At 60.2% G+C, this 26,405-nt stretch carries 21 protein-coding genes; 11 read left to right on the top strand and 10 right to left on the bottom strand.

Annotated elements, in window-relative coordinates; all coding sequences use genetic code 11:
• Nucleotides 1-114: 114 nt before the first annotated feature.
• The gene (gene metH / locus C934_RS0113010) at nt 115-3,888 is read left to right on the top strand and encodes a methionine synthase (RefSeq protein ID WP_018857130.1); all 3,774 of its coding nucleotides are present in this window, start codon (nt 115-117) and stop codon (nt 3,886-3,888) included.
• Nucleotides 3,889-3,977: 89 nt separating this feature from the next.
• Here metH and C934_RS0113005 read toward each other — a convergent pair whose 3' ends face one another.
• Genes C934_RS0113005 through C934_RS0112995 form a run of 3 tightly spaced genes read right to left on the bottom strand, consistent with a single transcriptional unit; the run spans nt 3,978 to nt 6,548 of the window.
• Nucleotides 3,978-4,853, bottom strand: a complete 876-nt coding sequence (locus tag C934_RS0113005) for a protein phosphatase 2C domain-containing protein (RefSeq protein ID WP_018857129.1) — start codon at nt 4,851-4,853, stop codon at nt 3,978-3,980.
• Nucleotides 4,854-4,902: 49 nt separating this feature from the next.
• Nucleotides 4,903-5,667 (bottom strand): GntR family transcriptional regulator, encoded by a 765-nt coding sequence (locus C934_RS0113000; RefSeq protein ID WP_018857128.1) that lies wholly within the window; start codon nt 5,665-5,667, stop codon nt 4,903-4,905.
• Nucleotides 5,664-6,548 (bottom strand): N-acetylglucosamine kinase, encoded by an 885-nt coding sequence (locus C934_RS0112995; RefSeq protein WP_026371780.1) that lies wholly within the window; start codon nt 6,546-6,548, stop codon nt 5,664-5,666. Before C934_RS0112995 ends, C934_RS0113000 begins: the two co-directional genes overlap by 4 nt.
• A 522-nt stretch (nt 6,549-7,070) precedes the next feature.
• On the opposite strand from C934_RS0112995, the gene C934_RS0112990 reads away from it, so the two are divergent.
• The 5 genes from C934_RS0112990 to C934_RS0112970 all read left to right on the top strand — a co-directional run bounded on the left by C934_RS0112990 (nt 7,071) and on the right by C934_RS0112970 (nt 12,412).
• Nucleotides 7,071-8,330 carry an ABC transporter substrate-binding protein gene (locus tag C934_RS0112990; RefSeq protein ID WP_018857126.1) on the top strand — a complete coding sequence of 420 codons (1,260 nt, stop codon included), beginning with the start codon at nt 7,071-7,073 and terminating at the stop codon, nt 8,328-8,330.
• 188 nt (nt 8,331-8,518) lie between these two features.
• Nucleotides 8,519-9,466 (top strand): carbohydrate ABC transporter permease, encoded by a 948-nt coding sequence (locus C934_RS0112985; RefSeq protein WP_018116212.1) that lies wholly within the window; start codon nt 8,519-8,521, stop codon nt 9,464-9,466.
• Between the two features lie 10 nt (nt 9,467-9,476).
• Complete coding sequence (locus C934_RS0112980; RefSeq protein WP_018857125.1) at nt 9,477-10,319, top strand: carbohydrate ABC transporter permease; 843 nt, start codon at nt 9,477-9,479, stop codon at nt 10,317-10,319.
• Nucleotides 10,316-11,398: a Gfo/Idh/MocA family protein gene (locus tag C934_RS0112975; RefSeq protein ID WP_018857124.1), complete on the top strand. Its 1,083-nt coding sequence runs from the start codon at nt 10,316-10,318 to the stop codon at nt 11,396-11,398. The genes C934_RS0112980 and C934_RS0112975 overlap by 4 nt, the downstream gene beginning before the upstream one ends.
• Before the next feature lie 12 nt (nt 11,399-11,410).
• On the top strand, nt 11,411-12,412 hold the full coding sequence (locus C934_RS0112970) for an ABC transporter ATP-binding protein (RefSeq protein WP_018857123.1): 1,002 nt from the start codon (nt 11,411-11,413) through the stop codon (nt 12,410-12,412).
• Nucleotides 12,413-12,480: 68 nt separating this feature from the next.
• On the opposite strand, the gene C934_RS0112965 is transcribed toward C934_RS0112970, so the two are convergent.
• The 7 genes from C934_RS0112965 to C934_RS0112935 all read right to left on the bottom strand — a co-directional run bounded on the left by C934_RS0112965 (nt 12,481) and on the right by C934_RS0112935 (nt 19,309).
• Nucleotides 12,481-12,786, bottom strand: coding sequence for an NIPSNAP family protein (locus tag C934_RS0112965; RefSeq protein ID WP_018116403.1), 306 nt, complete (start codon nt 12,784-12,786; stop codon nt 12,481-12,483).
• Nucleotides 12,787-12,837: 51 nt separating this feature from the next.
• Nucleotides 12,838-14,172, bottom strand: coding sequence for an MFS transporter (locus C934_RS0112960; protein WP_018857122.1), 1,335 nt, complete (start codon nt 14,170-14,172; stop codon nt 12,838-12,840).
• Nucleotides 14,173-14,321: 149 nt separating this feature from the next.
• Complete coding sequence (locus C934_RS0112955) at nt 14,322-15,383, bottom strand: ABC transporter ATP-binding protein (RefSeq protein WP_018857121.1); 1,062 nt, start codon at nt 15,381-15,383, stop codon at nt 14,322-14,324.
• Between the two features lie 14 nt (nt 15,384-15,397).
• The gene (locus C934_RS0112950) at nt 15,398-16,186 is read right to left on the bottom strand and encodes an ABC transporter permease (protein ID WP_018116406.1); all 789 of its coding nucleotides are present in this window, start codon (nt 16,184-16,186) and stop codon (nt 15,398-15,400) included.
• A complete protein-coding gene (locus C934_RS0112945) occupies nt 16,183-17,076 on the bottom strand; it encodes an ABC transporter permease (protein ID WP_026371779.1) in 894 nt (297 codons plus the stop codon). The genes C934_RS0112950 and C934_RS0112945 overlap by 4 nt, the downstream gene beginning before the upstream one ends.
• A gap of 75 nt (nt 17,077-17,151) precedes the next feature.
• Entirely contained in the window at nt 17,152-18,234 is a 1,083-nt protein-coding gene (locus C934_RS0112940) for an ABC transporter substrate-binding protein (protein WP_018116408.1), read from the bottom strand.
• Nucleotides 18,235-18,436: 202 nt separating this feature from the next.
• Nucleotides 18,437-19,309 carry a MurR/RpiR family transcriptional regulator gene (locus tag C934_RS0112935; protein WP_018857119.1) on the bottom strand — a complete coding sequence of 291 codons (873 nt, stop codon included), beginning with the start codon at nt 19,307-19,309 and terminating at the stop codon, nt 18,437-18,439.
• Between the two features lie 176 nt (nt 19,310-19,485).
• Here C934_RS0112935 and C934_RS0112930 point away from each other — a divergent pair, with 176 nt between their 5' ends.
• From C934_RS0112930 to C934_RS0112910, 5 genes are all read left to right on the top strand, one after another.
• Nucleotides 19,486-20,259, top strand: coding sequence for an N-formylglutamate amidohydrolase (locus C934_RS0112930; RefSeq protein WP_018857118.1), 774 nt, complete (start codon nt 19,486-19,488; stop codon nt 20,257-20,259).
• A 125-nt stretch (nt 20,260-20,384) separates the two neighbouring features.
• Entirely contained in the window at nt 20,385-21,932 is a 1,548-nt protein-coding gene (locus C934_RS0112925; protein WP_018857117.1) for an amino acid permease, read from the top strand.
• Between the two features lie 148 nt (nt 21,933-22,080).
• Complete coding sequence (locus tag C934_RS0112920; protein ID WP_018857116.1) at nt 22,081-23,448, top strand: glutamine synthetase family protein; 1,368 nt, start codon at nt 22,081-22,083, stop codon at nt 23,446-23,448.
• Nucleotides 23,449-23,552: 104 nt separating this feature from the next.
• A complete protein-coding gene (locus C934_RS0112915; RefSeq protein ID WP_025659346.1) occupies nt 23,553-24,938 on the top strand; it encodes an aldehyde dehydrogenase family protein in 1,386 nt (461 codons plus the stop codon).
• Nucleotides 24,935-26,086 carry an iron-containing alcohol dehydrogenase gene (locus C934_RS0112910; RefSeq protein ID WP_018857114.1) on the top strand — a complete coding sequence of 384 codons (1,152 nt, stop codon included), beginning with the start codon at nt 24,935-24,937 and terminating at the stop codon, nt 26,084-26,086. Before C934_RS0112915 ends, C934_RS0112910 begins: the two co-directional genes overlap by 4 nt.
• Nucleotides 26,087-26,405 lie beyond the last annotated feature (319 nt).

Here is a 26,405-nt window from a genome sequence, read left to right as displayed (position 1 = left end):
AGTCTGTCATCTGCCCAGCGCCGCAAAGGCGCCACATGATGGGCATATATTGACATAAAGATATCTTTATGTGATTTGACCAATTGGCCTGTAACGACGTCAAGGAGTCCGCCCGTGTTTGATACTCTGTTTAGTCCCGAAGGGACAAAGCGCGACGGTAGCGAAGTGTTTGCGGCGCTCAAGAAAGCTGCCAGTGAACGTATCCTCGTTCTTGACGGCGCCATGGGCACGCAGATCCAGGGGCTTGGCTTCGACGAAGACCATTTTCGTGGTGATCGCTTCATCGGTTGTGCCTGCCATCAGAAGGGCAACAACGACCTGCTGATCCTGACGCAGCCGGATGCGATCGAAGAGATCCATTACAAATACGCAAAGGCCGGCGCCGATATTCTGGAGACCAACACCTTTTCGTCGACCCGCATCGCACAGGCCGACTATGCGATGGAAGGCGAAGTCTATGCGCTTAACAAGGAGGGCGCCGAGATCGTGCGCCGCGCCGCGATCCGTGCTGAGCGCGAGGACGGCCGTCGTCGTTTCGTCGCCGGTGCCATCGGCCCGACGAACCGCACCGCGTCGATTTCGCCCGACGTCAACAATCCGGGCTTCCGCGCCGTCAGCTTCGACGACCTGCGCATCGCTTATGGCGAGCAGATCGACGGCCTGATCGATGGTGGCGCCGATATCATCCTCATCGAGACGATCTTCGACACCTTGAATGCGAAGGCCGCGATCTTTGCCTGCGAGGAGCGCTTCGAGGCGAAGGGCATCCGCCTGCCGGTCATGATCTCGGGCACGATCACCGATCTTTCCGGCCGTACCCTGTCCGGCCAGACGCCGTCGGCGTTCTGGAACTCGGTGCGGCACGCCAACCCGTTTACGATCGGCCTGAATTGCGCACTCGGCGCCAACGCCATGCGTCCGCACTTGCAGGAGCTGTCGGGCGTTGCCGATACCTTCATCTGCGCCTATCCGAATGCTGGCCTGCCGAACGAGTTCGGCCAGTATGACGAGACGCCGGAACTGATGGCGGCGCAGATCGACGAGTTTGCACGCGAAGGCCTCGTCAACATCGTTGGCGGCTGCTGCGGCTCGACGCCTGAACATATCAAGGCGATCGCTGAGGTGGTGGCGAAGTACAAGCCACGCCCGATTCCCGAGCATCGCCCCTTCATGTCGCTGTCGGGTCTCGAACCGTTCGAGCTGACCAAGGACATTCCCTTCGTCAACGTCGGTGAGCGCACCAACGTCACGGGCTCCGCCAAGTTCCGCAAGCTGATCACCAATGCCGACTACACGGCAGCGCTCGATGTGGCACGCGACCAAGTTGAAAACGGCGCGCAGATCATCGACATCAACATGGACGAGGGCTTGATCGATTCCGAAAAGGCGATGATCGAGTTTCTGAACCTGATCGCCGCCGAACCGGATATCGCTCGCGTGCCTGTGATGATCGACTCCTCGAAGTTCTCGATCATCGAGTCCGGCCTGAAGCGTGTCCAGGGTAAGCCGATCGTCAACTCGATCTCGCTCAAGGAAGGCGAAGAGAACTTCCTGGCGCAGGCGAAGCTGCTGCACGCTTATGGCGCGGCCGTCGTGGTCATGGCCTTCGATGAGACGGGGCAGGCAGACAGCTACGAGCGCAAGGTCGAGATCTGCACGCGCGCCTACAAGATCCTGACTGAAAAGGCGGGCTTCCCGCCTGAGGACATCATCTTCGATCCGAACGTCTTTGCTGTCGCGACCGGCATCGAGGAGCACAACAACTATGGCGTCGACTTCATCGAGGCGACGCGGACGATCCGTAAGACGATGCCGCTGGTGCATATTTCGGGCGGCGTCTCGAACCTGTCCTTCTCGTTCCGCGGCAACGAGCCGGTGCGCGAGGCGATGCACGCCGTGTTCCTTTACCACGCCATCCAGGCGGGGATGGACATGGGCATCGTCAATGCCGGTCAGCTGGCGGTCTATGACAATATCGACCCGGAGCTGCGCGAAGCCTGCGAAGACGTCGTGCTGAACCGCCGCGCCGACGCGACCGAGCGGCTGCTTGAAGTGGCAGAGCGTTATCGTGGTGCCGGCACCCGGGAAGCGAAGGTGCAGGATCTCACCTGGCGCGAATGGCCGGTCGCAAAGCGGCTGGAGCATGCGCTGGTCAACGGTATCACCGAATATATCGAAGCCGACACCGAGGAAGCCCGTCAGCAAGCGGAGCGGCCGTTGCATGTCATCGAAGGCCCGCTGATGGCCGGCATGAACGTGGTCGGCGATCTCTTCGGCTCCGGCAAGATGTTCCTGCCGCAGGTCGTCAAGTCGGCGCGCGTGATGAAACAGGCGGTCGCGGTACTCCTTCCCTACATGGAAGAGGAGAAGCGACTGAACGGCGGCGACGAGCGCAAGGCTGCCGGCAAGATCCTGATGGCGACCGTGAAGGGCGACGTCCACGATATCGGCAAGAACATCGTCGGTGTCGTTCTCGCCTGCAACAATTACGAGATCATCGATCTCGGTGTCATGGTGCCAGCAACGAAGATCCTCGAGACTGCCGTCGCCGAGCAGGTGGATGTCATCGGCCTCTCCGGCCTGATTACCCCGTCGCTCGACGAAATGGTGCATGTCGCCGCTGAAATGGAACGTCAGGGACTGGACCTGCCGCTCTTGATCGGTGGAGCGACGACCAGCCGTGTCCACACGGCAGTCAAGATCCACCCGGGCTACAACAAGGGCCAGACCGTCTATGTGACGGATGCCAGCCGCGCGGTCGGCGTCGTTTCCTCGCTGTTGTCACCTGAAGGTCGCGACGGTTATGTGGCCGACATCCGCGCCGAATATGCGAAGGTCGCTGCAGCGCACGCCCGCAGCGAGGCGGAGAAGGTGCGCCTGCCGCTGGCACGTGCCCGTGAAAATGCCGCTGCGGTCGACTGGGCGGCCTACAAGCCGACAAAGCCGAGCTTCCTCGGCACCAAGGTATTCGACGGCTACGATCTTGCCGAGATCGCCAAGTACATCGACTGGACGCCGTTCTTCCAGACCTGGGAGCTGCGTGGGCGGTTCCCGGCAATTCTCGAAGACGAAAAGCAGGGCGAGGCGGCTCGCGCGCTGTGGGCCGACGCGCAGGCCATGCTGAAGAAGATCATCGACGAGAAGTGGTTCAACCCGCGCGCCGTCATCGGCTTCTGGCCGGCGAACGCGGTCGGCGACGATATCCGGCTGTTCAAGGACGATAGCCGCAAGGAGGAGCTTGCCACCTTCTTTACGCTGCGCCAGCAGCTTTCGAAGCGCGATGGCCGGCCGAACGTCGCATTGTCGGACTTCGTGGCGCCAGCCGACAGCGGCATTCACGACTATGTCGGCGGCTTCGTCGTTTCAGCCGGTATCGAAGAGATCGCTATCGCGGAACGCTTCGAACGTGCGAACGACGACTATTCGTCGATCCTCCTGAAGGCGCTGGCCGATCGCTTCGCGGAGGCCTTTGCGGAATGCATGCACGAGCAGGTTCGTCGCGAATATTGGGGTTATGCCAAGGATGAGCATCTCTCCAACGAGCAGCTGATCAGCGAGGAATATGCCGGTATCCGTCCGGCGCCGGGCTATCCGGCGCAGCCCGATCACACCGAGAAGAAGACGCTGTTTGCTCTGCTCGATGCCGAAAAGGCTGCCGGCGTGCAGCTCACCGAGAGTTATGCGATGTGGCCGGGTTCGTCGGTCTCCGGCGTCTACATCGGCCATCCCGAATCCTACTACTTCGGCGTCGCCAAGGTGGAGCGGGACCAGGTCGAGGACTACGCAGCCCGGAAGGGCATGGACGTAGCCGAGGTCGAACGTTGGCTTGGACCGGTCCTCAACTACGTACCGCGCAAGCGTGACGAGGAAATCGAGGACGCTGCCTGATCGGCGGCGTCTTCAGTATTTGATTCAAGGACCAGATGGATTGATTCAGCTGTTGGTCGCAACGCACTGAATCTGAATCGAAAATCGCCTCAGGCGCTGGGTGTCAACTCGACAAGCAACGCCGTGGTATCGTCGCTCTGCTTGTAGCGTGGATAGCGGAGCCCTTCGGGATCAATCTCGCGTTCGAAGCGCCGAAGTTCGTCGAGCATCGGTCGCAGACCCTTGGCGAGTGCAGTGCGCACCAAGCTTGTAGAATCATAGGTCGCGTAAAGGACCGCGAGGTCTGAAAAACCGTCGCTGCAGACGATGGCGTGCGCTTTGCCCCTGATATCCAGCCGCTCTGAAACCAGATGATCGGCCGCCTCCGGCACGAGGCCGAGGGTCCAGACGCCGCTTGCCGGCGTGTTCTGGCGCTCTCGGTGCTGGCGCAATAGGGCGAGCGTTTCGGAATTGCCGAGCGCGCCACCTTCCTTGGTAATGCCGCCCGTGCGTGCAATGTGCTTTCGCGCCTGGTTCTGTTCATACTCATAGGCACCGGGAATAGCCATGTGCATCGCTGCCGAGCCGTCTTCCTGCAACAGAAAGAGGCAGGAGTCGCCAAGGCCGACGAAGTGGAAACCGTTGCGCGTGTGGTGCAACATGGCAAAGGCGGTCAGCGGCCACGCGTAGCGCGGGACGCTCTCGTTGTGGGCTAAGAACTCCGTGCGGGCTGCCAGAGACAGGCTGCGAGCAATCTCCGAGACGCTGCTGTCACGGGTAATCCGATCCTGAAAGCCACGGGCGAAGTGCTGGGCGATCCAGGCGGCGTCGCTACCTCCCTCATCCATATATTGGCGATCGCCGAGGCCCGTCGCACCGTCGATTACGAAGGCGCAGGCGTCGTTATGGCCGAAGCTGTCGTCGTTCGGCTTTGCGGGATTGCCGGGATCGGAGATGGTGTCGAGGATAGTGATGCGACTTGTCATGGGTGCCATCAATAGACGGGCATTGCCGTCCATTCAATGCGACAAGGAATCACGACGGACCGATCGTCAGTTCGGCGACAAAATCATAGGCATCCCCGCGGTAGAGCGAGCGGGTGAATTCGACCGCGCGTCCCGAACCAAGGTATGAAATACGTTCGATCGACAGCCCTGCGGCGCCGACGGGAACGCCGAGAAGATGGGCATCGACCTCTTTCATGTTGGTCGCCGAAATTCTCTGCACCGCGCGGACGGGCCGGACCTGGCGACGCTCGAGCTCCTCATAGAGCGACGTTGTCACCACGAAAGGATCGGGCAGGAACTCGCCGGAAACACTGGCATTTTCGATGGCCAGCGGCTGGTCGTCGGCGATGCGCAATCGGCTGAGGCGTGAGACCCTGACATCGGTCGCGAGACCGAGAATCATCATTTCGTCGGGAGAGGGCGTGTGGATGCCCTTGTGCAGCCATTCGGAGCGGGAGGTCATGCCGCGACGGGCCATATCCTCCGTAAAGGAGGTGAGCTGCGAGAGGCGCTGTTCGACCTTCGATACCGGCTTTGTCACGAAGGTGCCGGAACCGTGGCGGCGGATGAGCAACCCGTCCGCGACAAGCTCATCGATCGCTTTGCGCACGGTCACCCGGCTGACGGTCGCCAGTTCCGCGATGTCGCGCTCAGGCGGCAGGGCATCGCCATGACTGAGCGTGCCAGTGCGAATGGCATCTTCCAGCGTGCGGCGCAGCTTTACATAAAGCGGGCCTGTGCCGCCGGCTTGAAGACGTTCGGGGGAAAGGAGGCTTGCAAAATCGTCGGTCATGCCGCGCCTCTTCCTTCCTCGTGGAGAAACTTCACTGCGAGATCAATGGCGCCCTGCAGGACGTCGCCCTTCGGCTCACGCAGCAGGACAGCGTGACGTTCAGCAAGCCATGGACGATAGGCCTTTGCCAGTCCGCCCAACAGGCAGATCACCTCGCATTCCGGCCAGAGCAACGCATCCAGGCTCTCGCCGATCGAGGCTGCTGCGTTCTGCACGATCGCCGTCGCGACCGAGTCGCCCTTGGCAGCGGCCTCGAACACAACGGGCGCGTAGCGGGCGAAGTCATTCGGGCGGGAGACGTGGGCGAACTCGACGACGCGCTCAGGATCGTCGCCATATTCAGCCATGACGGTCTGGGTGACCGGGGAGGAGGGGCGCACCCCGTCATGGGCCAGCAAAGACTGCTCCAGCAGGTCCCGGCCGAGGCGAGCGCCACTGGCCTGGTCGCCGATGACGAATCCCCAGCCGCCAATGCCGTAGAGCTTTCCGTTGCGGCGCGCATTGTAGACCGAGCCCGTTCCGAACGCTCCAATCACACCGTCGGAATCGCCGAGCGCTCCTTGGAGTGCCGTCGTCGCATCTGTTACGACACGGCGCCGGGCAAAAGGCAGGGCACGCTCGATGCGTTCGGCATAGTCGCCCACATTCGCGCCGGCGACGCCGACGACGGCAGAGATGCTGGAAACGGTTTCAGAGGAAAGGCCGGCGTCATTCAACGCGTTTTCGGCTGACGCTACGATGTTGAGCAGCGAGTTTTCGAGGTCGGACAGGATGTTCGACGGGCCGGCCGTGCCACGGCCCAGAATGCGCCCTGTCGCATCCGTGACTGCGGCGCGGCAGCTGGAGCCTCCGCCGTCAATGCCGATCGCAAGTTCTGTCATTGAACCACCAAATCCGCCCATTCCCCTTGTTTTCACTACAATACCAAAAAAATACCATTTACCAAGTCAAAAGCGTGGCGAAAAATCATCTTTTTATCTATCTGATTTTTATGAATAAAATTTTTTTGACGACTTTTCTGTCGTTCGAGTGTTAAAATCGGCTGGACAATTGGTATTTTTTTGGCCTTAATTCAACTCAAGGGAACAGCGCATCGAGCAGCGATAAACGGCAGGATAGAGATAAGCCGGGTCACTCGATGAAATGCAGATCCGGCCGTAGCGACGCCGTCGCTCTCGATCCGTTCATTTGCCGTCAGCTTTCCCTTTCATGGCTGCGCCGGATCGGTTTCTTGTTCGGGTGCGCCGTCTGGTCGACAGGTGTTATCTGTCGCGCCGATTTTGAGCTTTCGGGCCGGCAGCTGCTGACGGCCCTCAAGTGGCGTTGCGTGTCACCTCATGCACGCGAACGCTGGTTTCAGGTCAGGAACAGCGCCTCACCGGCGCATAAAACAGGAGAGGGAAATGAAGAACACCGCACTTAAAGGCTTCCTACTGGCGTCCAGCCTGCTGACATCAGTGGGCTTTGCTCACGCCGCCGACGTCACGCTGACGGTCGAGAGCTGGCGTAACGACGACCTGCAGATCTGGCAGGAGAAAATCATCCCGGCATTCGAAGCCAAGAACCCCGGCATCAAGATCGTCTTCTCGCCGACAGCGCCGACGGAATACAACGCCTCGCTGAACGCCAAGCTCGATGCCGGCTCCGCCGGTGACATCATCACCTGCCGGCCGTTCGACGCCTCGCTCGAACTCTTCAACAAGAAGCAGATCGCTGATCTGACGAGCCTCTCGGGAATTGAGAACTTCTCGCCCGTTGCCAAGGCCGCCTGGACAACCGATGACGGCAAGTCCACCTTCTGCGTGCCGATGGCCTCGGTCATCCACGGCTTCATCTACAACAAGGATGCCTTCGACAAGCTCGGCATCTCTGTTCCGAAGACCGAAGAGGAGTTCTTCGCCGCCCTCGAAAAGATAAAGGCCGACGGTACGTACATTCCGCTCGCCATGGGCACGAAGGATCTCTGGGAAGCCGCGACCATGGGCTACCAGAACATCGGCCCGAACTACTGGAAGGGTGAGGACGGCCGTGTCGCGCTGGTTTCCGGCAAGCAGAAGCTGACCGATCCGGAATGGGTCCAGCCTTTCGAGCAACTGGCCAAGTGGAAGCCCTATCTCGGCGACGGTTTCGAAGCCCAGACCTATTCGGATAGCCAGAACCTCTTCACGCTCGGCCGCGCCGCCATCTATCCGGCTGGTTCCTGGGAAATCTCGCTGTTCAACAGCCAGGCCCAGTTCAAGATGGGCGCTTTCCCGCCGCCGGTTCCGAAGGCCGGTGACCAGGGCTATATCTCCGACCATCCGGATATCGGTGTCGCCCTGAACTCCAAGAGCACGCATGCCGAGGAAGCCAAGAAGTTCCTCACCTGGGTCGCCTCGCCGGAATTCGCCGAAATCTACGCCAACTCGCTGCCGGGCTTCTTCAGCCTGAACTCGACGCCGGTGAAGATGAGTGATCCGCTGGCCCAGGAATTCGTCTCCTGGCGCGGCCCGTTCAAGTCGACGATCCGCTCGACCTACCAGATCCTGTCGCGTGGTACGCCGAACCTCGAGAACGAAACCTGGGTCGCTTCGGCCAACGTCATCAACGGCACCGTGACGCCGGCCGATGCCGCCAAGAAGCTGCAGGACGGCCTCGACAGCTGGTTCAAGCCTGCCAAGTGATTGAAGATTTGAGGGGCGGCGTTCGCCGTCCCTCATTCCGGCTCAAAGCCAATTTCGTATCCGCTCTTTTTCTCCCCGCCGCCTTCGAAAGCCGAAGGGCGGGGAGATGACTAGAGGGAAAGGGCGTTCTGCCCGTTGTGTCAGACGCGCTGCGCCATAGGTGCAGCTAAGAAGAACAGGCAAAAGCCATGAGCGTAGCCGAATCCGCTGTCGATGTTGTTCCCATCAAGCGCCCTGTGCGCTGGCACGTCGGCGTCTTTCTCTTCCCGGCATTTGTCGTTTATTCGGCGATCATGATCCTGCCGCTGATCGAAACGCTGAGGCTTTCGTTCTACAACACTGTCGACGGTGCGCCTGTCTTCGTCGGGCTCGCGAACTACAAGGTGTTGTTTGGCGATGCGCGCTGGGCACACGACTTCTGGAACGCGCTGGTCAACAACTTCATATTCTTCGTCATTCACATGTGCGTGCAGAACCCGATCGGCATCGCGCTGGCGGCGCTGCTGTCGACGCCACGGCTGCGGTTCGTCGCGTTCTACCGCACCGCAATCTTCCTGCCGACGCTGCTTTCCTTCGTGATCGTCGGCTTCATCTGGAAGCTCATCCTTTCGCCGATCTGGGGCGTTGCCCCGTGGCTGATGAGCCTTGTCGGCATGAAGAGCCTGTTCGCGCCGTGGCTAGGGCAGTCCGGGTCGGCGCTGATTGCCGTGTCGTTGATCTCGAATTGGCAGTACATCGGCATTCCGATGATGCTGATTTACGCTGCGCTGCTCAGCATCCCGGAAGAGGTGATCGAAGCTGCCGAATGCGACGGCATCACCGGCTGGGCTCAGTTCTGGAAGATCAAGCTACCGCTCATCCTGCCCGCCATAGGCATCATCTCGATCCTGACTTTTGTCGGCAACTTCAATGCCTTCGACCTGATCTACACCGTGCAGGGCGCACTTGCCGGGCCTGATATGTCGACCGACATCCTGGGTACGCTCCTCTACCGCACCTTCTTCGGTTTCCAGCTTCAGCTTGGCGACCGCTCGATGGGCGCCACGATCGCGACGGTGATGTTCTTGATCATCCTCGCCGGCGTGTCGTTCTACCTTTTTGCCATCCAGCGGCGCATGCGCCGGTACCAGTTCTGAGGAGTGTGCCATGTCCAACAGAGCACGCACATCCCCCATTCGCACCAGCTTCGTCCACCTGGCGCTCATCGGCTATACGCTGGTTGCCATCTTTCCGGTGTTCCTGACGATCATCAACTCGTTCAAAGACCGTAACGCGATCTTCCGCTCGCCGCTGCAGGTGCCGACGCCCTCGACCTTCAGTCTTGTCGGGTATCGAACAGTGCTGGGGCAGGGTGATTTCGCCACCTACTTCCAGAACAGCTTCATCGTCACCATCGTTTCGATCGCGCTGGTGCTGCTCTTCGGCGCGATGGCCGCCTTCGCGCTCTCCGAATACCGTTTCCGCGGCAACACGTTGACCGGCCTCTATATGGCGATCGGCATCATGATCCCGATCCGCCTTGGTACGGTCGCGATCCTGCAGGGCATGGTGGCCGCCGGACTCGTGAACACGCTGACGGCGCTGATCCTCGTCTATACGGCGCAGGGGATTCCGCTGGCGATCTTCATCCTGTCGGAATTCATGCGGACCGTCTCCGACGACCTCAAGAATGCCGGCCGCATCGATGGGCTGTCGGAATATGCGATCTTCTTCCGGCTCGTCATCCCGTTGGTGCGCCCGGCAATGGCTACGGTTGCTGTCTTCACGATGATCCCGATCTGGAACGATCTCTGGTTCCCGCTGATCCTGGCGCCCGCTGAGGCGACGAAGACCGTCACCCTCGGGTCGCAGATTTTCATTGGGCAATTCGTGACCAATTGGAACGCCGTGCTTGCCGCGCTTTCGCTGGCGATCCTGCCGATCCTCGTTCTCTACGTCATCTTCTCGCGGCAGCTCATCCGCGGCATCACTTCGGGAGCGGTCAAGTGAGTTCGACGACCAAGCCAATCCGCGTTCTCGTCGCCGGCCTCGGCAACATGGGACGCAGCCATGCGCTGGCCTATCACAACAATCCCGGTTTCGAGATTGTCGGGCTGGTCAATCGCTCGACGCCTGATCTGCCGGAGGAACTACGGGGCTACAAGATCTATTCGGATTTCAAGGCCGCTCTTGCCGAGCTGAAACCGGATCTCTGTGCGGTCTGCACCTATTCGGACACGCATGCGGACTATGCGGTCGCTGCCTTCGAGGCTGGTTGCGACGTTTTCGTCGAGAAGCCGCTCGCAACAACCGTTGCGGATGCGGAGCGCGTCGTGGTGGCGGCGAAGAAGGCCGGCCGGAAATTGGTGATCGGCTATATCCTTCGCCACCATCCATCCTGGATGCGGCTGATCGAAGAGGCGCGCAAGCTCGGTGGGCCGTATGTGTTCCGCATGAATCTCAATCAGCAGTCCAGCGGTCCGACCTGGGAAACACATAAGTCGTTGATGCAGACGACCTCTCCGATCGTCGATTGCGGTGTGCATTATGTCGACGTCATGTGCCAGATCACGGACGCTAAACCGGTGGAAGTGCGCGGCATGGGACTGCGTCTATCGGACGAAATCGCGCCCGATATGTATAATTACGGCCAGCTCCAGGTGCTTTTCGAGGATAGTTCAGTCGGCTGGTACGAGGCCGGCTGGGGCCCGATGATCTCCGAGACGGCGTTTTTCGTGAAGGACATCATGTCGCCGAAGGGATCGGTCTCGATCGTGATGGATCCGAACGCCAAGTCCGACGATATCGACGCTCACACCAAGACTTCAGTCATTCGCCTGCACACGGCGGAGACAGGAACCGACGGCAAGTTCATACGGCCGGACCAGGACATGACGATGGCGGGAGAACCAGGCCATCAGGAACTCTGCGACCGCGAGCAGGCCTTCATGCTGAAGGCCATTCGCGAGGATATCGACCTTAACCGCCACATGGCAGACGCCGTCGCTTCGCTGCGCATCTGCCTCGCCGCCGACGAAAGCGTGCGTACCGGCCAAGCCGTCAAGCTCCAAGAGCCGGTCAAACTGTAAGGATTACGACTAGTGGGATCGCTTCAACTCAAATCCATCCGCAAGACCTACGGCACGCATGAGGTGCTGAAGGGCATCGACCTAGAGGTCAAGGACGGCGAGTTCGTCATTTTTGTCGGACCTTCGGGCTGCGGCAAGTCAACCCTCCTGCGCAGCATTGCGGGATTGGAGGATGTCACCTCGGGCGCCGTTTTCATCAATGGCAAGGAAGAGACGCTGACGCCTCCCGCCAAGCGTGGCATCGCGATGGTGTTCCAATCCTATGCGCTCTACCCGCACCTGACGGTCAAGGACAACATGGGCCTCGGCTTGAAGCAGGCCGGCACGCCGAAAAATGAGATCGACAAGCGGGTGACCAAGGCGTCCTCGATGCTGTCGCTTGAGCCTTATCTGGCGCGGCGCCCGGCGGAGCTTTCCGGTGGTCAGCGCCAGCGCGTCGCTATTGGCCGCGCGATCGTGCGCGAGCCGGCGCTCTTCCTCTTCGATGAGCCGTTGTCGAACCTCGACGCAGCCTTGCGCGTTCAGACGCGTCTTGAGATCGCGCGCCTGCACCGCAGCCTCAAGGCGACGATGATCTACGTCACCCACGACCAGGTCGAGGCGATGACGCTTGCCGACAAGATCGTGGTGTTGAATGCCGGTGCGATCGAGCAGGTCGGCTCGCCAATGGAGCTCTACAACCGCCCTGCAAACACCTTCGTTGCGGGCTTCATCGGTTCGCCGATGATGAACTTCATTCCGGGTGACAAGGTTAGCGATGCCGCGGCAAAGACTGTTGGCGTGCGCCCAGAGCACTTGACCCTTTCGCGCGAGCAGGGCACGTGGCGGGCGAAGGTCGTCCACGTCGAACATCTCGGCGCGGACACGATCATCTATCTCGAATCCGAGCAGTGCGGCCTGATCACCGCGCGCCTTTTCGGTGAGCATCAGTACGAGCCCGACGAGATCGTCTATGCGACGCCGGACATGGCCCACATGCATCGGTTCGATGCCAATGACAAGGCGATCCGCTAGAGCCCAACGTCAAACTGAAAGCCCCGCCAGAGCGGGCCCGCCAGAGCGGGGCTTTCCATTTCTATCGATCAGCCAAGAACAGGGCGCATGAAGCTGCGCTCGTAGCTGATGATGCTGCGATTTCGTTTGTCGAGATCGAACGCGGCCTGGCATTCGGGTTCGCTTGCCATGCGCGTGCGATAGTCTTCGTAGGCCGCGAGGCTCGGAAACGAAAACAGCGCAATGGCAATGTTGTTCGCGCCCTCGGACGGCAGGAAATAGCCGTGATGCGTGCCTCCCATTCGATTGACGATCGGAATCCAGAGGCGCGCATACTCCTCGAATTCGGCCACCTTGTGTGGGTCGATCGTGTAACGCAGATAGCAGGTAATCATTGAAGCGTTTCTTTGAAGCAAAGCCGGACGGCGGCCACACGCCTCCGACAGCTAGGCGGCGAGGCGCTCGGTGAGTTCCTCGATGCCGACGTCTGCCTCGACGCTGTCTCCCTTGGCGATCAGATAGAGCCCTAGCACGAAGGCGAGGGCGGCGATGAAGAGCAGGTAGTAGGCATGAGCCATCGGATTGATTGGCAGCAGCGATGCGACTGCAAGAGGCGTCAGGCCGCCGAAAATCGCGTAGGAGACGTTGTAGGAGAAGGAGAGGCCGCTAAAGCGAACGCGGGCCGGGAAGGCGCGGACCATTACGTAGGGCACAGCTCCAACCATACCGACCGATAGCCCCATGATCGCATAGAGCACGAAAAGAACGGTCAGCGAAACGGCGGCATAACTGTAGAACGCGAAGGTCGCAGCACCAAAGAAGATACTTGAGACAACGAAGAAGCGGCCTGAGCCAACGCGATCGACGATCGCGCCGGCGGCGGCAGTTCCGAAGATCAGGAACAGCGTGCCGAAACTGGTGGCGGCAAGCGACTGCTGCGCGGTGTAGCCATAGAGCTTCTGCAGGAAGGTTGCCGTCATCAGTGTTGTCACGACGATGCCGGCCGACAGGATCCAAGTCAGCAGCATGGAGATGATGACGCCACGCGGGTAGTCGCGCAGCACGGCCTTCAGCGGCAGTTCCGGCGCAAGCGAGCGGGCCTGTTTCATTTCTGCGAAGACGGGCGTCTCCTGCAGCCAGCGGCGGAGGTAGACGGCAACGAGGCCGAAGATGCCGCCGAGGAAGAACGGGATGCGCCATGCATAGGCGACGACATCATCTTGCGTGAAGACGGAGTTGATGATCGTCGCGATGAAGGATCCGAGCAGGATGCCGAGGGTCAGGCCGGAGCAGAGGAAGCCGCAGGCAAAGCCGACGCGGCGGAAGGGGACGTGTTCGGCCACGAAGGTCCAGGCGCCGGGAACTTCACCGCCGATCGCCGCGCCTTGCAGGATGCGCATGAGCACGAGGAGGATTGGAGCGGCAACGCCGATGGTAGCATAGGTCGGCATCGCCGCCATGCCGAGCGTTGAGAGCGCCATCAGCAGGATCGAGAAAGCAAAAACGCGCTTGCGGCCAAAGAGGTCGCCGAAATGGGCGAGGACGATGCCACCGAGCGGGCGAACCAGATAGCCGGCGGCAAAGATCCCGAAGGTCTGGATGGTCACCAGCCACTCCGGCATATCGGGCGGAAAGAACAGCTTGCCGATCACCGCCGCGAAGAAGACGAAGATGATGAAGTCGTAGAACTCAAGCGCACCGCCGAGGGCCGAGAGGCCAAGGGTGCGGAAATCCTGCGCGGTGAGGCGGCGGGGCGGTACGGCTGTTGTGGTAGGGGACATGATGCTGACTTTGCTGAATAAAAATGCTTCAGCCGTCGTTACGCATCGAGGTCGCACTTTCAAGCAATTTCCGGCGCCGCAGAGTGGGGCGCCGGAAATGCGGAGGCAAGTGTGGCAAAGCCGCAAACGTGAGCGCAGCGCTGCCGCGATCAATCGCGGATGACGAGGAGGTCGGCTGCCATGAAGCGAAGCGTGACGGTCTCGCCAGCAGCCGGTGGGGTCACGCCCGGGCTGTTGAACATGTCGAAGGAAATGACATTGCCGCCGACATTCATGCGCGTGCGGATGACCGAACCGAGGAAGTGGGCGGATACGACCTGACCGGTCAGCTTCGTGTCGCATGGCGCGCTCTCGGCCAGCGATCCTGCCTCCGGACGCAGCGCCAGCGAGACTGTATCGCCAGCCTTGAAGGCGGCGACGGACTGCTTCAACGTCACGCCCTGGTCACCGATCTGGATGCGGTTGGCCAAGGGGTCGACAACCTTCGCTTCGATCATGTTGAGCGTGCCGACGAAGGAGGCGACGAAGCGCGTAGCCGGTGTGTTGTAGATCTCGAACGGCGTGCCGATCTGGTCGGCGCGGCCGGCGTTCATGACGACGATGCGGTCGGAGATCGAGAGAGCTTCTTCCTGGTCGTGCGTCACGAAGACGGTGGTGATGCCGAGCTTCTGCTGGATGGCGCGGATTTCCTCGCGCAGCGACACGCGGATCTTGGCGTCGAGGGCAGACAGCGGCTCGTCGAGCAGCAGGACCTGGGGGCGGACCGCCAGCGCACGGGCAAGCGCCACGCGCTGCTGCTGGCCGCCGGAGAGCTGATAGGGATAGCGATCCGCGAGGTGGTCGAGCTTGATCAGCCCAAGCATATCCTTGACGCGAGCGTCAATCTCGGTGGCCTGCGTGCCGGCGACCTTGAGGCCGAAGGCGACATTGTCGTGTACGGTCATGTTGGGAAACAGCGCGTAGGCCTGGAAGACCATGCCGATGTTGCGCTTGTTCGGCTTGAGATTGTTTTGCTCCTTGCCGCCGATGGCGATGCGACCGGCCGAGGGTGTTTCGAAGCCCGCGATCATGCGCAGGACAGTCGTCTTGCCGCAGCCCGACGGGCCAAGGAAAGAGATGAATTCACCCTTCTCGATCTGCATGTTGAAGTCATGCACGACCTGCGTGTTGCCGAAGGATTTCTTGAGGTTTGCGAGTTCGAGAAAGGCCATGAAAACCAGATACCTTACGACTTAGCCGGAGCGGCTTTGTGGAAGCGGGAGACGAGTTGCAGCAGGCCCATGCTGAGCCAGGTAATCGAGAAGGCGATGACCGCCAGGGCCGACGGCTCATAGGCGCGGTTGGCGCCAACCAGCTGCAGGTAAGGCCCGAAGGCCGGACGATTGAGGAGCGCGGCCATGGTGAATTCGCCCATGACGATCGCGAGCGTGATGAAGGCGCCCGAGAGTACGCCGCTCATGACGTTCGGGAAAATGCACTTGAACAGGATCGTCGCCCAGCCGGCGCCAAGGCTTTCCGCAGCTTCCGTCAAGGTGCGGACATCGATGGCACGCATGGCGGTGTCGACGGCGCGATACATGTAGGGCAGGGACAGCGTTATGTATGAAAGGACGAGCAGGATGTTCGTACCCGTGGTCGATCCCGTCAGCGGCAGGATCGAGGACGAGTTGTACATTCTGAGATAACCGAAGACGATCACGATTGCCGGGATGACGAGCGGCAGCAGCGTGATGAACTCGACGATCGGACGGATCTGCGGCAGGCGCAGGCGCACCCAATACGCCGTAGGCACCACGAGCAGCATGCCAAAGACGATCGTCAGAAGCGCCATCAGCATCGAATAACCGAAGGTTTCGCGGAACTGCGCCTCGGAAAAAACCGAAGCGTAGGCGTCAAAACTGTAGGCGCCGCGGCGCATGCGCAGCGAGAATTCAACGGTGGCGATGAGCGGCAGGACGAAGTAGATCGCGCCGAATCCGATCGATATCCAGGCTCCAAGGCGTGAAGTCTTCATTTTTGCCACCGTTCAGCGCGCATGCGCAGCATGATGTATAGGAGGTTGGACAGGCCGGTGATGACGATCATGCCGAGTGCCAGCGCATAGCCGAGGTTGGCGTTATGAAGCACGTCGCCGCGGATCTGTGCGTAGAGCAGGATCGGGACGATATTCAGCGAACTTCCCGTCAGCGCATAGGCTGTGGCGATCGCGCCGAAAGCGTTGGCAAAGAGCAGGAGTGTCGTGCCCATCAGGCTCGGCCAGAGAATTGGGAACGCGACCATGCGCCAGTATTGGCCGTTGGTGGCGCCGAGAATGAGCGCGGCTTCCTTCCACTCCTTTTTCATGCCGTCGAGCGCCGGCGTCAGGATCAGTACCATCAGTGGGATCTGGAAGTACATGTAGGTGAGCGTGAGCCCGAAGAAGCTCAAGAGGTTGAAACCGGTGGAATAGAGATTGAAGCCCAGCCAGTCGCGCATCAAGACGGTCACGAGACCCGTGCGTCCGAGCGTGGCGAGAAAAGCGAAGGCGAGCGGTACGCCCGCGAAATTCGAGGCAACGCCGGAAAAGGTCAGGAGGCCCGAACGAACCCAGGTCGGGAGCCCGCCGAGCACCACAGCCCAGGCAAGAAGGGAGCCGATCACCGCGCCACCGAGGGCTGAAACCACCGACACCTTGATACTGATCCAGTAGGCACTGAGGATCGACGGCGTGAACAGGTCGGCAATGTTCTTGAGGGTGAGTTCGCCTTCCGGGGTCAGGAATGCGCCGGCGACCAGATAAAGCGTCGGTATGATCAGGAACATCGCAGCGAAGATCATGAAGGGCGCGATGCCGAGCCAGTCTACGATCCTGTCGCGGTTTATCATGGGCGTGGCCGTAGCCACGGATGTTGAAACAGTGCTCATAGACGACGGCCTTATCGGGGCAATGAAAAATGAGACCTCTCCGCCCACAGAGGCGGAGAGGTCTTGCGTCAGAGATTACTTGACGTTGGCGCCAACGACGCTGTCCCACTTCGTCGTGATGGCGGCCTTGCCGGCAGCCTGTTCGTCGAGGGTGGGGAACACGGCCTTTTCGTAAGCAGCGGCCGGCGGCAGCTTGTCGAGGAGCTCCTGGGGGACCTTCTTGTTCTTCGCCAGATCGTTGAAGCGGATCGGGTGGCAATAGCCCTTCAGCCAGCCGAGCTGACCTTCGTCGGAGTAGAGGTATTCCATCCAGAGCTTTGCAGCGTTCGGGTGCGGAGCGAAGGCCGAGATCGCCTGAACGTAGACGCCAGCGACAACGCCCGAAGCCGGAACGACGACTTCAGCTGGTGGGTTGCCCTTGAGGGTATCGCGCCAGGAGAGACCATTGTAGTCCCAGGCAACGACGATGGGGGTCGAGCCCTGAGCGAGCGAAGCGGACTTGCCGATCACAGGAACGAGGTTTCCAGCCTTGTTGAGCTCGGCGAAATACGCGAGACCAGCTTCGCCAGCCTTGGTCGCGTCCTTTTCACCAGCTGCGATGCCGGCTGCGTAGACGGCCTGGACAGCCTGGTTAGAAGCGCGCGGGTCGCCAGCGAGCGCGATGCTGTTGGCGTAGTCGGACTTCTTCAGGTCGGCCCAGTCCTTCGGAACGTCCTTGACGATGTCGGTGTTCACGACGAAGGAGAGAACGCCGTAATAGTCGCCGTACCAGAAGCCATCGGCATCCTTGGCGCTGTCAGGAATGGAATCCCAGGTCGACACCTTGTAGGGCTGGATCAGGCCATCGGCCTTTGCGGAGGGGCCGAAGGAAAGACCGACGTCGATAACGTCAGGAGCCTGCGGTCCGGTGTTGCCCTTGTTGGCCTTGATGGCTTCGATCTCGTCGCCCGAGCCCGCGTCGGGGTTCAGTTCGTTGACTTCGAGGCCGTACTTGGCCTTGAAGCCGGCGATGACGTCGCCGTAGCCGCACCAGTCGTGCGGAAGCGCGATGGTCGTCAGCGTGCCTTCCTTCTTGGCGGCAGCGATAAGTTCAGCGCTTGGTTCAGCAGCTGCGATTGCAGTCGAAGCAACAACAATTGCAGTAGAAAGCGAAAGCATTTTCGAAATATTAGAGATCACTGTTGTTCTCCTTCGGGTTTTCAGTGTCCGACGATGCTGTTACTTACGTTACGTGAAGCTTTCGTGACAGTTTCATGACCTTCTTTTTTCTTTGTATAGCAGGCAGTTGGCGGCGATGTTTCATTTACGACACATTATTCGCTCAAGCGCCGAACGTCATCTCACTGTCGTATTTTCCCTCCTAACTGAGTTTGCGGAATAGCCTGGTCTGTTCGAACAGGCCCTCCAGGGTTTTCATGCGTTCTTTCGTCTCATCCCAGGTCGAGCTTTGAACGGCCTCGATCAGGGCTTCTACGATGAAGAGAGTGACGACGGACGTGTCCCAGGCCGATGGCGCCTCGATCTGCACACGGAACGTGTGACGCGCGAGCTTGGCGGCGGGCGATCCCCACTGATCGGTAAAGACGACGATCTCCGCGCCGCTTTTTCGGGCAGCGGTCGCGAGGCTGACCATTTCCTGCTCGTAGCGACGGATATCGAAGATGACCAGGAGGTCGCCGGGATTCATATTGAGTACGTATTGCGGCCAGCTGCTCGAGTTTGATGAGAGCAAAGCAGTGTTCGGACGAATGACTTGCATATGTGTAAAGAAGTATTCGGCCAGCGCGCCGGTGATGCGCCCGCCCACGAAATAGAGGCCGCGTTTGCGATCCGAGAGGAGCGAGGCGACGCTGTCGAACGTCGCCGTGTCGAGCGCGCTCAGCGTCTGGCGAAGATTGCCAATGATCGCGTCGGCAAAGCGATTGAGAATATGCGTGCCCGGCGCGTTGGAGGCCCATCGATCATGCTTGGCGATGGGGTTCGAGATTGTCGCTTCGACCTCCTGGTGGAGGTGCGCCTGGAAGTCGGGATAGCCCTTGAAGCCGAGCTTCTGCACCATGCGTACGACCGTTGGCGTCGATACGCCGGCGTTCTCCGCAATCGTCGTGATACTCCCCAATCCTGAGACTGGGTAGTTGTCCAGCAGGCTCTCGGCCAATTGCTTTTCGGCCCGCGTAAGCATGCCAAAATGCGAATGGATTACGTCCGAAACTGTCTTCGACGCAGCGCTCACGCGTTCTTGCTCCCCGGGATTGGTCTTGTGCCACTTTCCCACTGAAAGTTAACAACGCTGTCACAATCCATGTCAACTGCTGTCATGAAAAGAAATTTTCAGTCGCGCTTGACAGTCGGCAAAACCTGAAGAATTCTTTTCTTATACATTCTTTAATTAATGATCGGGATGCGCCTGTGGTGCCTGCTCAGTTCAAGGTCCTAAGTGAAGCGGAAGGCGACTGCGTTACCGTTGAGCGGCCGAATGGCGAGAGCCCGCTGCTGGTGATCTGCGAGCATGCGTCGCGTTTGATGCCCGAGCGATACGGTACCCTCGGTCTCTCCCGTGAGGCTCTGGAAAGCCATATCGCATGGGACCCTGGCGCATTGGCAGTCGCCCGCGGGATTTCCGAGGCGCTCGACGCCACGCTCGTCTACCAGCGATTTTCGCGATTGATTTACGATTGCAACAGGCCGCCGGAGTCAGCCGGCGCCATGCCCGAGAAGAGTGAAGTCTATGAAATTCCGGGCAATGCCGATCTCAGCGCGGAAGAACGCCTCGCGCGCACCGAAGCATTGTATATTCCTTTTCACGACGCCATTCGCGCACTGATTCGCGATCGCAGGGCGAGGGGGCAGGAGACGGTGATTGCGACGGTCCACAGCTTCACTCCTGTTTACCACGGCAAGACACGTGCCGTGGAAATTGGTATATTGCATGACGAAGACAGCCGCTTTGCCGACAGCGTGTTGAACGCCGCATCGACCGGCTCGCCTCTCTATAAAATCGAACGTAACGAGCCCTACGGCCCCGTTGATGGCGTGACCCACACGCTCATCCTGCACGGGCTTTCGAACGGGCTGCGCAATGTAATGATCGAGGTCCGCAACGACCTCATCTCAGATGAAGACGGCCAAGGGGTCATGGCCGGCTATCTGACGAGGCTTCTCCGGCAAAGCCTGGACGCCTGACAACGAAGAAAAAGACCCCAGGGAGCAGTCTAACTGCGATCCGCCCGTAGGCGAAAACGTCACGGGCACTTTGGCACTGGATGATCACTCGCAATCCCGCGGCTGATCGCTAACAGGGGGAAGTCATGTCCGACTACACGGATCACGACAAGAAGCAGGACACGCATATCCTGCACTCCATGGGCTATGCCCAGGAGTTGGAGCGGAGGCTGAGCGCGTTCTCGAATTTTGCCGTCTCGTTCTCTATTATCTGCATTCTTTCCGGCGGTATCAACTCGCTGGCGCAAGCGACTTCCGGCGCCGGCGGCGCGGCCATCGGCATCGGCTGGCCGGTTGGTTGCTTCGTTTCGCTGGTGTTCGCCGTCGCGATGGCGCAGATCAGCTCGGCCTATCCGACCGCGGGTGGCCTCTACCACTGGGGTTCGATCCTCGGCAACCGCTTCACCGGCTGGCTGACCGCCTGGTTCAACCTGCTCGGCCTCGTCACCGTTCTCGGCGCGATCAACGTCGGCACCTACTATTTCTTCATGGGCTCCCTTGGGACGAGCTACTTCGGCCTGACGGACACGACGACTGTTCGTATCGTTTTCCTGGTCGTCATCACCGGCGCACAGGCGCTCGTGAACCACATGGGTATCGGCCTGACGGCGAAGCTCACGGACTTTTCCGGTTATCTCATTTTCGCGACGGCGATCGCGCTCGCAGTGGTGTGCCTGTTGGCGGCTCCGTCCTACGAGTTCGGCCGTCTTTTCACCTTTGCCAACTATTCCGGCGAAGCCGGCGGCAACGTGTGGCCGGAGACTTCGGGCGCTTGGGTATTCCTGCTCGGTCTTCTGCTGCCGATTTACACAATCACCGGCTATGACGCTTCGGCCCATACGTCGGAGGAGACGGTCAAGGCAGCTCATTCCGTTCCGCGCGGCATGGTCTCCTCCGTTCTGTGGTCCGCGCTTTTCGGCTACATCATGCTTTGCGCCTTCGTGTTGATGCTGCCGAACATGGAAGAGGCGGCGAAGCAAGGCTGGAACGTGTTCTTCTGGGCGATGGACAGCCAGGTCAATGTCGTCGTCAAGGATGTGCTCTACTTTGCCATCTTCGTCAGCCAGTGGCTGTGCGGCCTTGCGACCGTCACCTCGGTTTCGCGCATGATCTTCGCCTTCTCGCGCGACGGCGGTCTGCCGGCCTCCAAGGCGCTCGCCAAGGTCAGCCCGAAGTTCCGCACGCCGGTCGCGGCCATCTGGACTGGCTCGATCCTCGCGGTCCTGTTCGTCTGGGGCTCGTCGCTCGTTTCGATCGGCGAAACGCCGGTTTACACGATCGTCGTGTCGTGCACGGTTATCTTCCTGTTCTTCTCCTTCGCGATCCCGATCACCCTCGGCCTCCTCGCCTGGGGTTCGTCGAAGTGGGACAAGATGGGTCCGTGGAACCTCGGCGAAGGCATGTTCAAGCTGTTCGCGATTCTTTCGATCCTGGCGATGGTGCTGATCTTCGTCCTCGGCATCCAGCCGCCGAATGATTGGGCTCTCTACATCACCGTCGGCTTCCTCGTACTGACTGCGATCATCTGGTTCGGCTTTGAAAACCGCCGCTTCAAGGGCCCGCCGATCGGTGAGGAAGTCGCGCGCCGTCAGGCGGAGATTGCTGCTGCCGAAAAGGCAGTTGGCGAACGCTGAGGCTTCGACTTCCCTCTCAAACCGCGGGGCCGCGATGGCGGCCCCGTTTAACGGCTCAACGAAAACGCATCAGATGCGGCGCGCCCGTTTGACTGCATGCCCTTTCGTTGACCCGATTTTTTCAGTTCCAGGTTCAGGCGGATTCAATATGAGCATCTATACTCTCGACGATCTCAAGCAGGATGTTGCCGACGGGCGCATCGACACGGTTCTGGCATGCCAGGTGGATATGCAGGGCCGCTTGATGGGCAAGCGTTTCCAGGCCGAATACTTCCTCGAGAGCGCATGGAAGGAAACGCACAGCTGCAACTATCTCGTCGCCACCGACATGGAGATGGAAACCGTCTCCGGTTACAAGGCGACGAGTTGGGAAAAGGGTTATGGCGACTACACGATGAAGCCCGACCTTTCGACGCTGCGGCGGATTCCATGGCTTGAAGGTACGGCGCTCGTGCTGTGCGATCTGCTCGACCACCATTCCCACGAAGAGGTGCCGCATTCGCCGCGCGCGATCCTGAAGAAGCAGGTCAAGCGTCTGGAAGACATGGGCATGAAGGCCTTTATGGCCTCGGAGCTCGAATTTTTCCTGTTCGACCAGACCTACGACTCCGCGCACGCAGCCGGTTATCGCAACCTGAAGCTCGCCAGCGCCTATAACGAGGACTACCACATCTTCCAGACGACCAAGGAAGAAGAGGTTATGCGGGCAATCCGCACGGGGCTTCAGGGGGCCGGCATTCCGGTCGAGAACTCGAAGGGTGAAGCATCCGCCGGGCAGGAGGAAATCAATGTCCGGTACGCCGATGCGCTGACGATGGCGGACCGCCATGCCATCATCAAGAACGGCTGCAAGGAGATCGCCTGGTCGAAGGGCAAGGCAATCACTTTCCTCGCCAAGTGGCACTATAATGCCGCCGGTAGCTCGTCACATATCCATCAGTCGCTCTGGAGCGTGGACGGCAAGACGCCGCTTTTCCATGACGAGAAGGGCAAGTACGGCATGTCGCCGCTAATGGAAAACTACATCGCCGGCCTGCTCTCGCACGCGAGCGAGATCACGTATTTCCTGGCACCTTACATCAACTCCTACAAGCGCTTCATGGCCGGCACGTTCGCGCCGACAAAAGCGATCTGGAGCAAGGACAACCGCACGGCCGGTTATCGTCTCTGCGGTGATGACACCAAGGCGATCCGCATCGAGTGCCGTGTTGGTGGGTCTGACCTCAATCCCTATCTCGCTTTTGCGGCACTGCTTGCTGCGGGCATCGATGGCATCGAGAACAAGGTGGAACTCGAGGCTCCATTTGTCGGCGACGCCTATGGCGCTCGCCGCGTCCGCGAGATCCCGCGCACGTTGCGCGCGGCAACCGTTGCCATGACGAAATCGAAGATGCTGCGCAATGCCTTCGGCGATGATGTCATCGACCACTATACTCGCGCAGCCGAGTGGGAGCAGGAAGAGTACGATCGTCGCGTCACCGATTGGGAAGTGGCGCGCGGTTTCGAAAGAGCATAAAGCGTAGCCAAGCCGGACGGCGTCCTGTCACACGATTTCCATATCTCGGGAGATTGTTTGGGAGGTCCGCCGGTTTCGGCACGCTAAAACATAGGATGAAGATCATGGGAATGATCCAATGCATTTCACCGGTCGACGGATCGGTTTACGCCGAGCGCCCGGCGCTTTCGCTGGAGGCGGCGAAAGAGGCCGTTGCGCGTGCGCGCAAGGCGCAGAAGGCCTGGGCAAAACGCCCGCTGGAAGACCGTGTTCAGCTGGTGCTGAAGGGCGTCGCACGGCTCAATGAAATGTCCGACGTCGTCGTGCCCGAGCTTGCCTGGCAGATGGGCCGCCCGATCCGTTATGGCGGCGAATACAAGGGCTTCAACGAGCGCTCCAACTATGTCGCCTCGATCGCTGCCGATGCGTTGGCGCCGCTTGTCGTCGAAGAGAGTGACAAGTTCGAGCGCCGGATCGAGCGCGAGGCGCATGGCGTCGTCTTCGTCGTGGCGCCCTGGAACTACCCCTACATGACGGCGATTAACACGATCGCCCCGGCGCTCATGGCGGGCAATGCGGTTGTTCTGAAACATGCCTCGCAGACGCTCCTGGTCGGCGAGCGGCTGGTGCAGGCCTTCGTCGAGGCCGGCGTTCCCGAGGATGTCTTCCAGAACGTGTTCCTCGATCACGAGACTACCTCGGCCCTGATTGCTGCTGGTAGCTTCAATTTCGTCAACTTCACCGGTTCGGTCGAAGGCGGTCGCTCGATGGAGCGCGCTGCGGCGGGTACGTTTACCGGGCTTGGCCTGGAGCTCGGCGGCAAGGATCCAGGCTACGTCATGGAAGACGCGGATCTCGATGCGGCGGTCGATACGCTGATGGACGGCGCGACCTACAATTCCGGCCAGTGCTGCTGCGGAATCGAGCGCATCTATGTGCACGAGTCGCTCTATGACAGCTTCGTCGAGAAGTCGGTCGCCTGGGTATCGAACTACAAGCTCGGCAATCCGCTGGATCCGGAAACGTCGCTTGGGCCGATGGCGAACAAGCGTTTCGCCAAGGTCGTGCGCGAGCAGATCGCCGATGCCGTCTCCAAGGGTGCCAAGGCGTTGGTCGATCCCAAGCTGTTCCCGCAGGACGATGGCGGCGCTTATCTCGCTCCGCAGATCCTGGTCAACGTCGACCACTCCATGGCCTTCATGCGCGAAGAAACCTTCGGTCCGGCTGTCGGCATCATGAAGGTGAAGAGCGACGACGAGGCAGTGGCCCTGATGAACGATAGCCAGTACGGCCTGACGGCTTCGCTCTGGACGAAGGATCCGGAGCGGGCAGGGCGGCTTGGTCGCGAGATCGAAACCGGCACCGTGTTCATGAACCGCGCAGACTATCTCGATCCGGCGCTCTGCTGGACCGGTGTCAAGGAAACCGGCCGTGGCGGCTCGTTGTCGATCATCGGCTTCCACAATCTGACGCGTCCAAAATCCTACCATCTGAAGAAAGTCACAGCATGAGCAGCAACATCACAGCCAACTGGAGCTATCCGACCGCCTTCAAGTTAGGTCGGGGGCGCATCAAGGAACTGGCGGACGCCTGCAAGAGCCTTGGCATGAAGAAGCCGCTGCTGATTACCGATCGCGGCCTCGCGTCCATGGCGATCACCAAGACGGCGCTCGACATTCTGGAAGACGCCGGTCTCGGTCGCGCAATCTTTGCCGATGTAGATCCGAACCCGAACGACAAGAACCTCGACGCCGGCGTCAAGGCGTTCAAGGATGGCGGCCACGACGGCGTGGTTGCCTTCGGCGGCGGTTCCGGCCTTGATCTCGGCAAGTGCGTGGCCTTCATGGCCGGCCAGACGCGCCCCGTCTGGGACTTCGAGGACATCGGTGACTGGTGGACACGCGCCGGCGTCGAAGGCATCGCGCCGATCGTTGCCGTGCCGACGACGGCGGGCACGGGCTCGGAAGTTGGTCGCGCCAGCGTCATCACCAATTCCGAAACCCATGTGAAGAAGATCATCTTCCACCCGAAGTTCCTGCCGGGCGTCGTCATCGCAGATCCGGAACTGACGGTCGGCATGCCGAAGATCATCACGGCCGGCACCGGCATGGATGCCTTCGCGCATTGCCTGGAAGCCTATTCCTCGCCCTTCTACCACCCGATGTCTGCCGGCATCGCGCTGGAGGGCATGCGCCTCGTCAAGGAATTCCTGCCACGCGCCTACAAGGAAGGCACCGACCTCGAAGCCCGCGCGAACATGATGTCGGCGGCCGCCATGGGCGCTGTTGCTTTCCAGAAGGGCCTCGGCGCCATTCATGCGCTGTCGCACCCGATCGGCGCGGTCTACAACACCCACCACGGCATGACGAATGCCGTCGTCATGCCGGCCGTGCTTCGCTTCAACCGTTCGACGATCGAAGACAAGATTGCGCGTGCTGCAGCCTATCTCGGTATCTCCGGCGGTTTCGACGGATTCTACAACTACGTGCTGCAGCTTCGCGCCGAGCTTGGCGTTCCCGACAGCCTGTCTGCGATGGGAATCAAGCCGGATCGAATCGATGAACTTTCGGCGATGGCGATCGAAGATCCGAGCGCCGGCGGCAATCCGGTCAAGATGACGCTCGAAAACACGAAGGCGCTCTTCAAGGACTGCTTCTGAATTTAGACAAGACGGCGGACCCAACTGGCCCGGAAAGCTTAGGCTTTCCGGGCTTATACATTGCGAGGCCGGTGCATCGGTTATGATGCACCGGCCTCGTTTGCCATTGAGGTGATTGCAACACCGCAGTGACGATGCGCAGAGCGGTTGGTCCTAGCGGGCCTGAACTTTCGTTCGTAAAAAAGCAGAACCCTTTGCGCATTTCGAGGCTTCGTCGAACCGTTGAGAGAGCTTCGCGCTCGCGTATAAGGGAGACATCGCCTCATGACCTATACTAGCCGCTTTATCGGCATCGACATATCGAAATCGTCCTTCGACA

The organism is Rhizobium sp. 42MFCr.1 (assembly GCF_000377185.1).
Taxonomy (GTDB): Bacteria; Pseudomonadota; Alphaproteobacteria; order Rhizobiales; family Rhizobiaceae; genus Rhizobium; species Rhizobium altiplani.
Note: the sequence above shows the minus strand (reverse complement) of the source record. Positions and strands in the feature narration are given on the sequence as shown.

Bases quoted from the DNA above. Each gene is read 5' to 3' on its own strand.
- C934_RS0113005 (WP_018857129.1), bottom strand. From the start codon at position 4,853: ATGACAAGTCGCATCACTATCCTCGACACCATCTCCGATCCCGGCAAT.
- C934_RS0113000 (WP_018857128.1), bottom strand. From the start codon at position 5,667: ATGACCGACGATTTTGCAAGCCTCCTTTCCCCCGAACGTCTTCAAGCC.
- C934_RS0112995 (WP_026371780.1), bottom strand. From the start codon at position 6,548: ATGACAGAACTTGCGATCGGCATTGACGGCGGAGGCTCCAGCTGCCGC.
- C934_RS0112990 (WP_018857126.1), top strand. From the start codon at position 7,071: ATGAAGAACACCGCACTTAAAGGCTTCCTACTGGCGTCCAGCCTGCTG.
- C934_RS0112985 (WP_018116212.1), top strand. From the start codon at position 8,519: ATGAGCGTAGCCGAATCCGCTGTCGATGTTGTTCCCATCAAGCGCCCT.
- C934_RS0112980 (WP_018857125.1), top strand. From the start codon at position 9,477: ATGTCCAACAGAGCACGCACATCCCCCATTCGCACCAGCTTCGTCCAC.
- C934_RS0112965 (WP_018116403.1), bottom strand. From the start codon at position 12,786: ATGATTACCTGCTATCTGCGTTACACGATCGACCCACACAAGGTGGCC.
- C934_RS0112960 (WP_018857122.1), bottom strand. From the start codon at position 14,172: ATGTCCCCTACCACAACAGCCGTACCGCCCCGCCGCCTCACCGCGCAG.
- C934_RS0112955 (WP_018857121.1), bottom strand. From the start codon at position 15,383: ATGGCCTTTCTCGAACTCGCAAACCTCAAGAAATCCTTCGGCAACACG.
- C934_RS0112950 (WP_018116406.1), bottom strand. From the start codon at position 16,186: ATGAAGACTTCACGCCTTGGAGCCTGGATATCGATCGGATTCGGCGCG.
- C934_RS0112945 (WP_026371779.1), bottom strand. From the start codon at position 17,076: ATGAGCACTGTTTCAACATCCGTGGCTACGGCCACGCCCATGATAAAC.
- C934_RS0112940 (WP_018116408.1), bottom strand. From the start codon at position 18,234: ATGCTTTCGCTTTCTACTGCAATTGTTGTTGCTTCGACTGCAATCGCA.
- C934_RS0112925 (WP_018857117.1), top strand. From the start codon at position 20,385: ATGTCCGACTACACGGATCACGACAAGAAGCAGGACACGCATATCCTG.
- C934_RS0112920 (WP_018857116.1), top strand. From the start codon at position 22,081: ATGAGCATCTATACTCTCGACGATCTCAAGCAGGATGTTGCCGACGGG.
- C934_RS0112915 (WP_025659346.1), top strand. From the start codon at position 23,553: ATGGGAATGATCCAATGCATTTCACCGGTCGACGGATCGGTTTACGCC.
- C934_RS0112910 (WP_018857114.1), top strand. From the start codon at position 24,935: ATGAGCAGCAACATCACAGCCAACTGGAGCTATCCGACCGCCTTCAAG.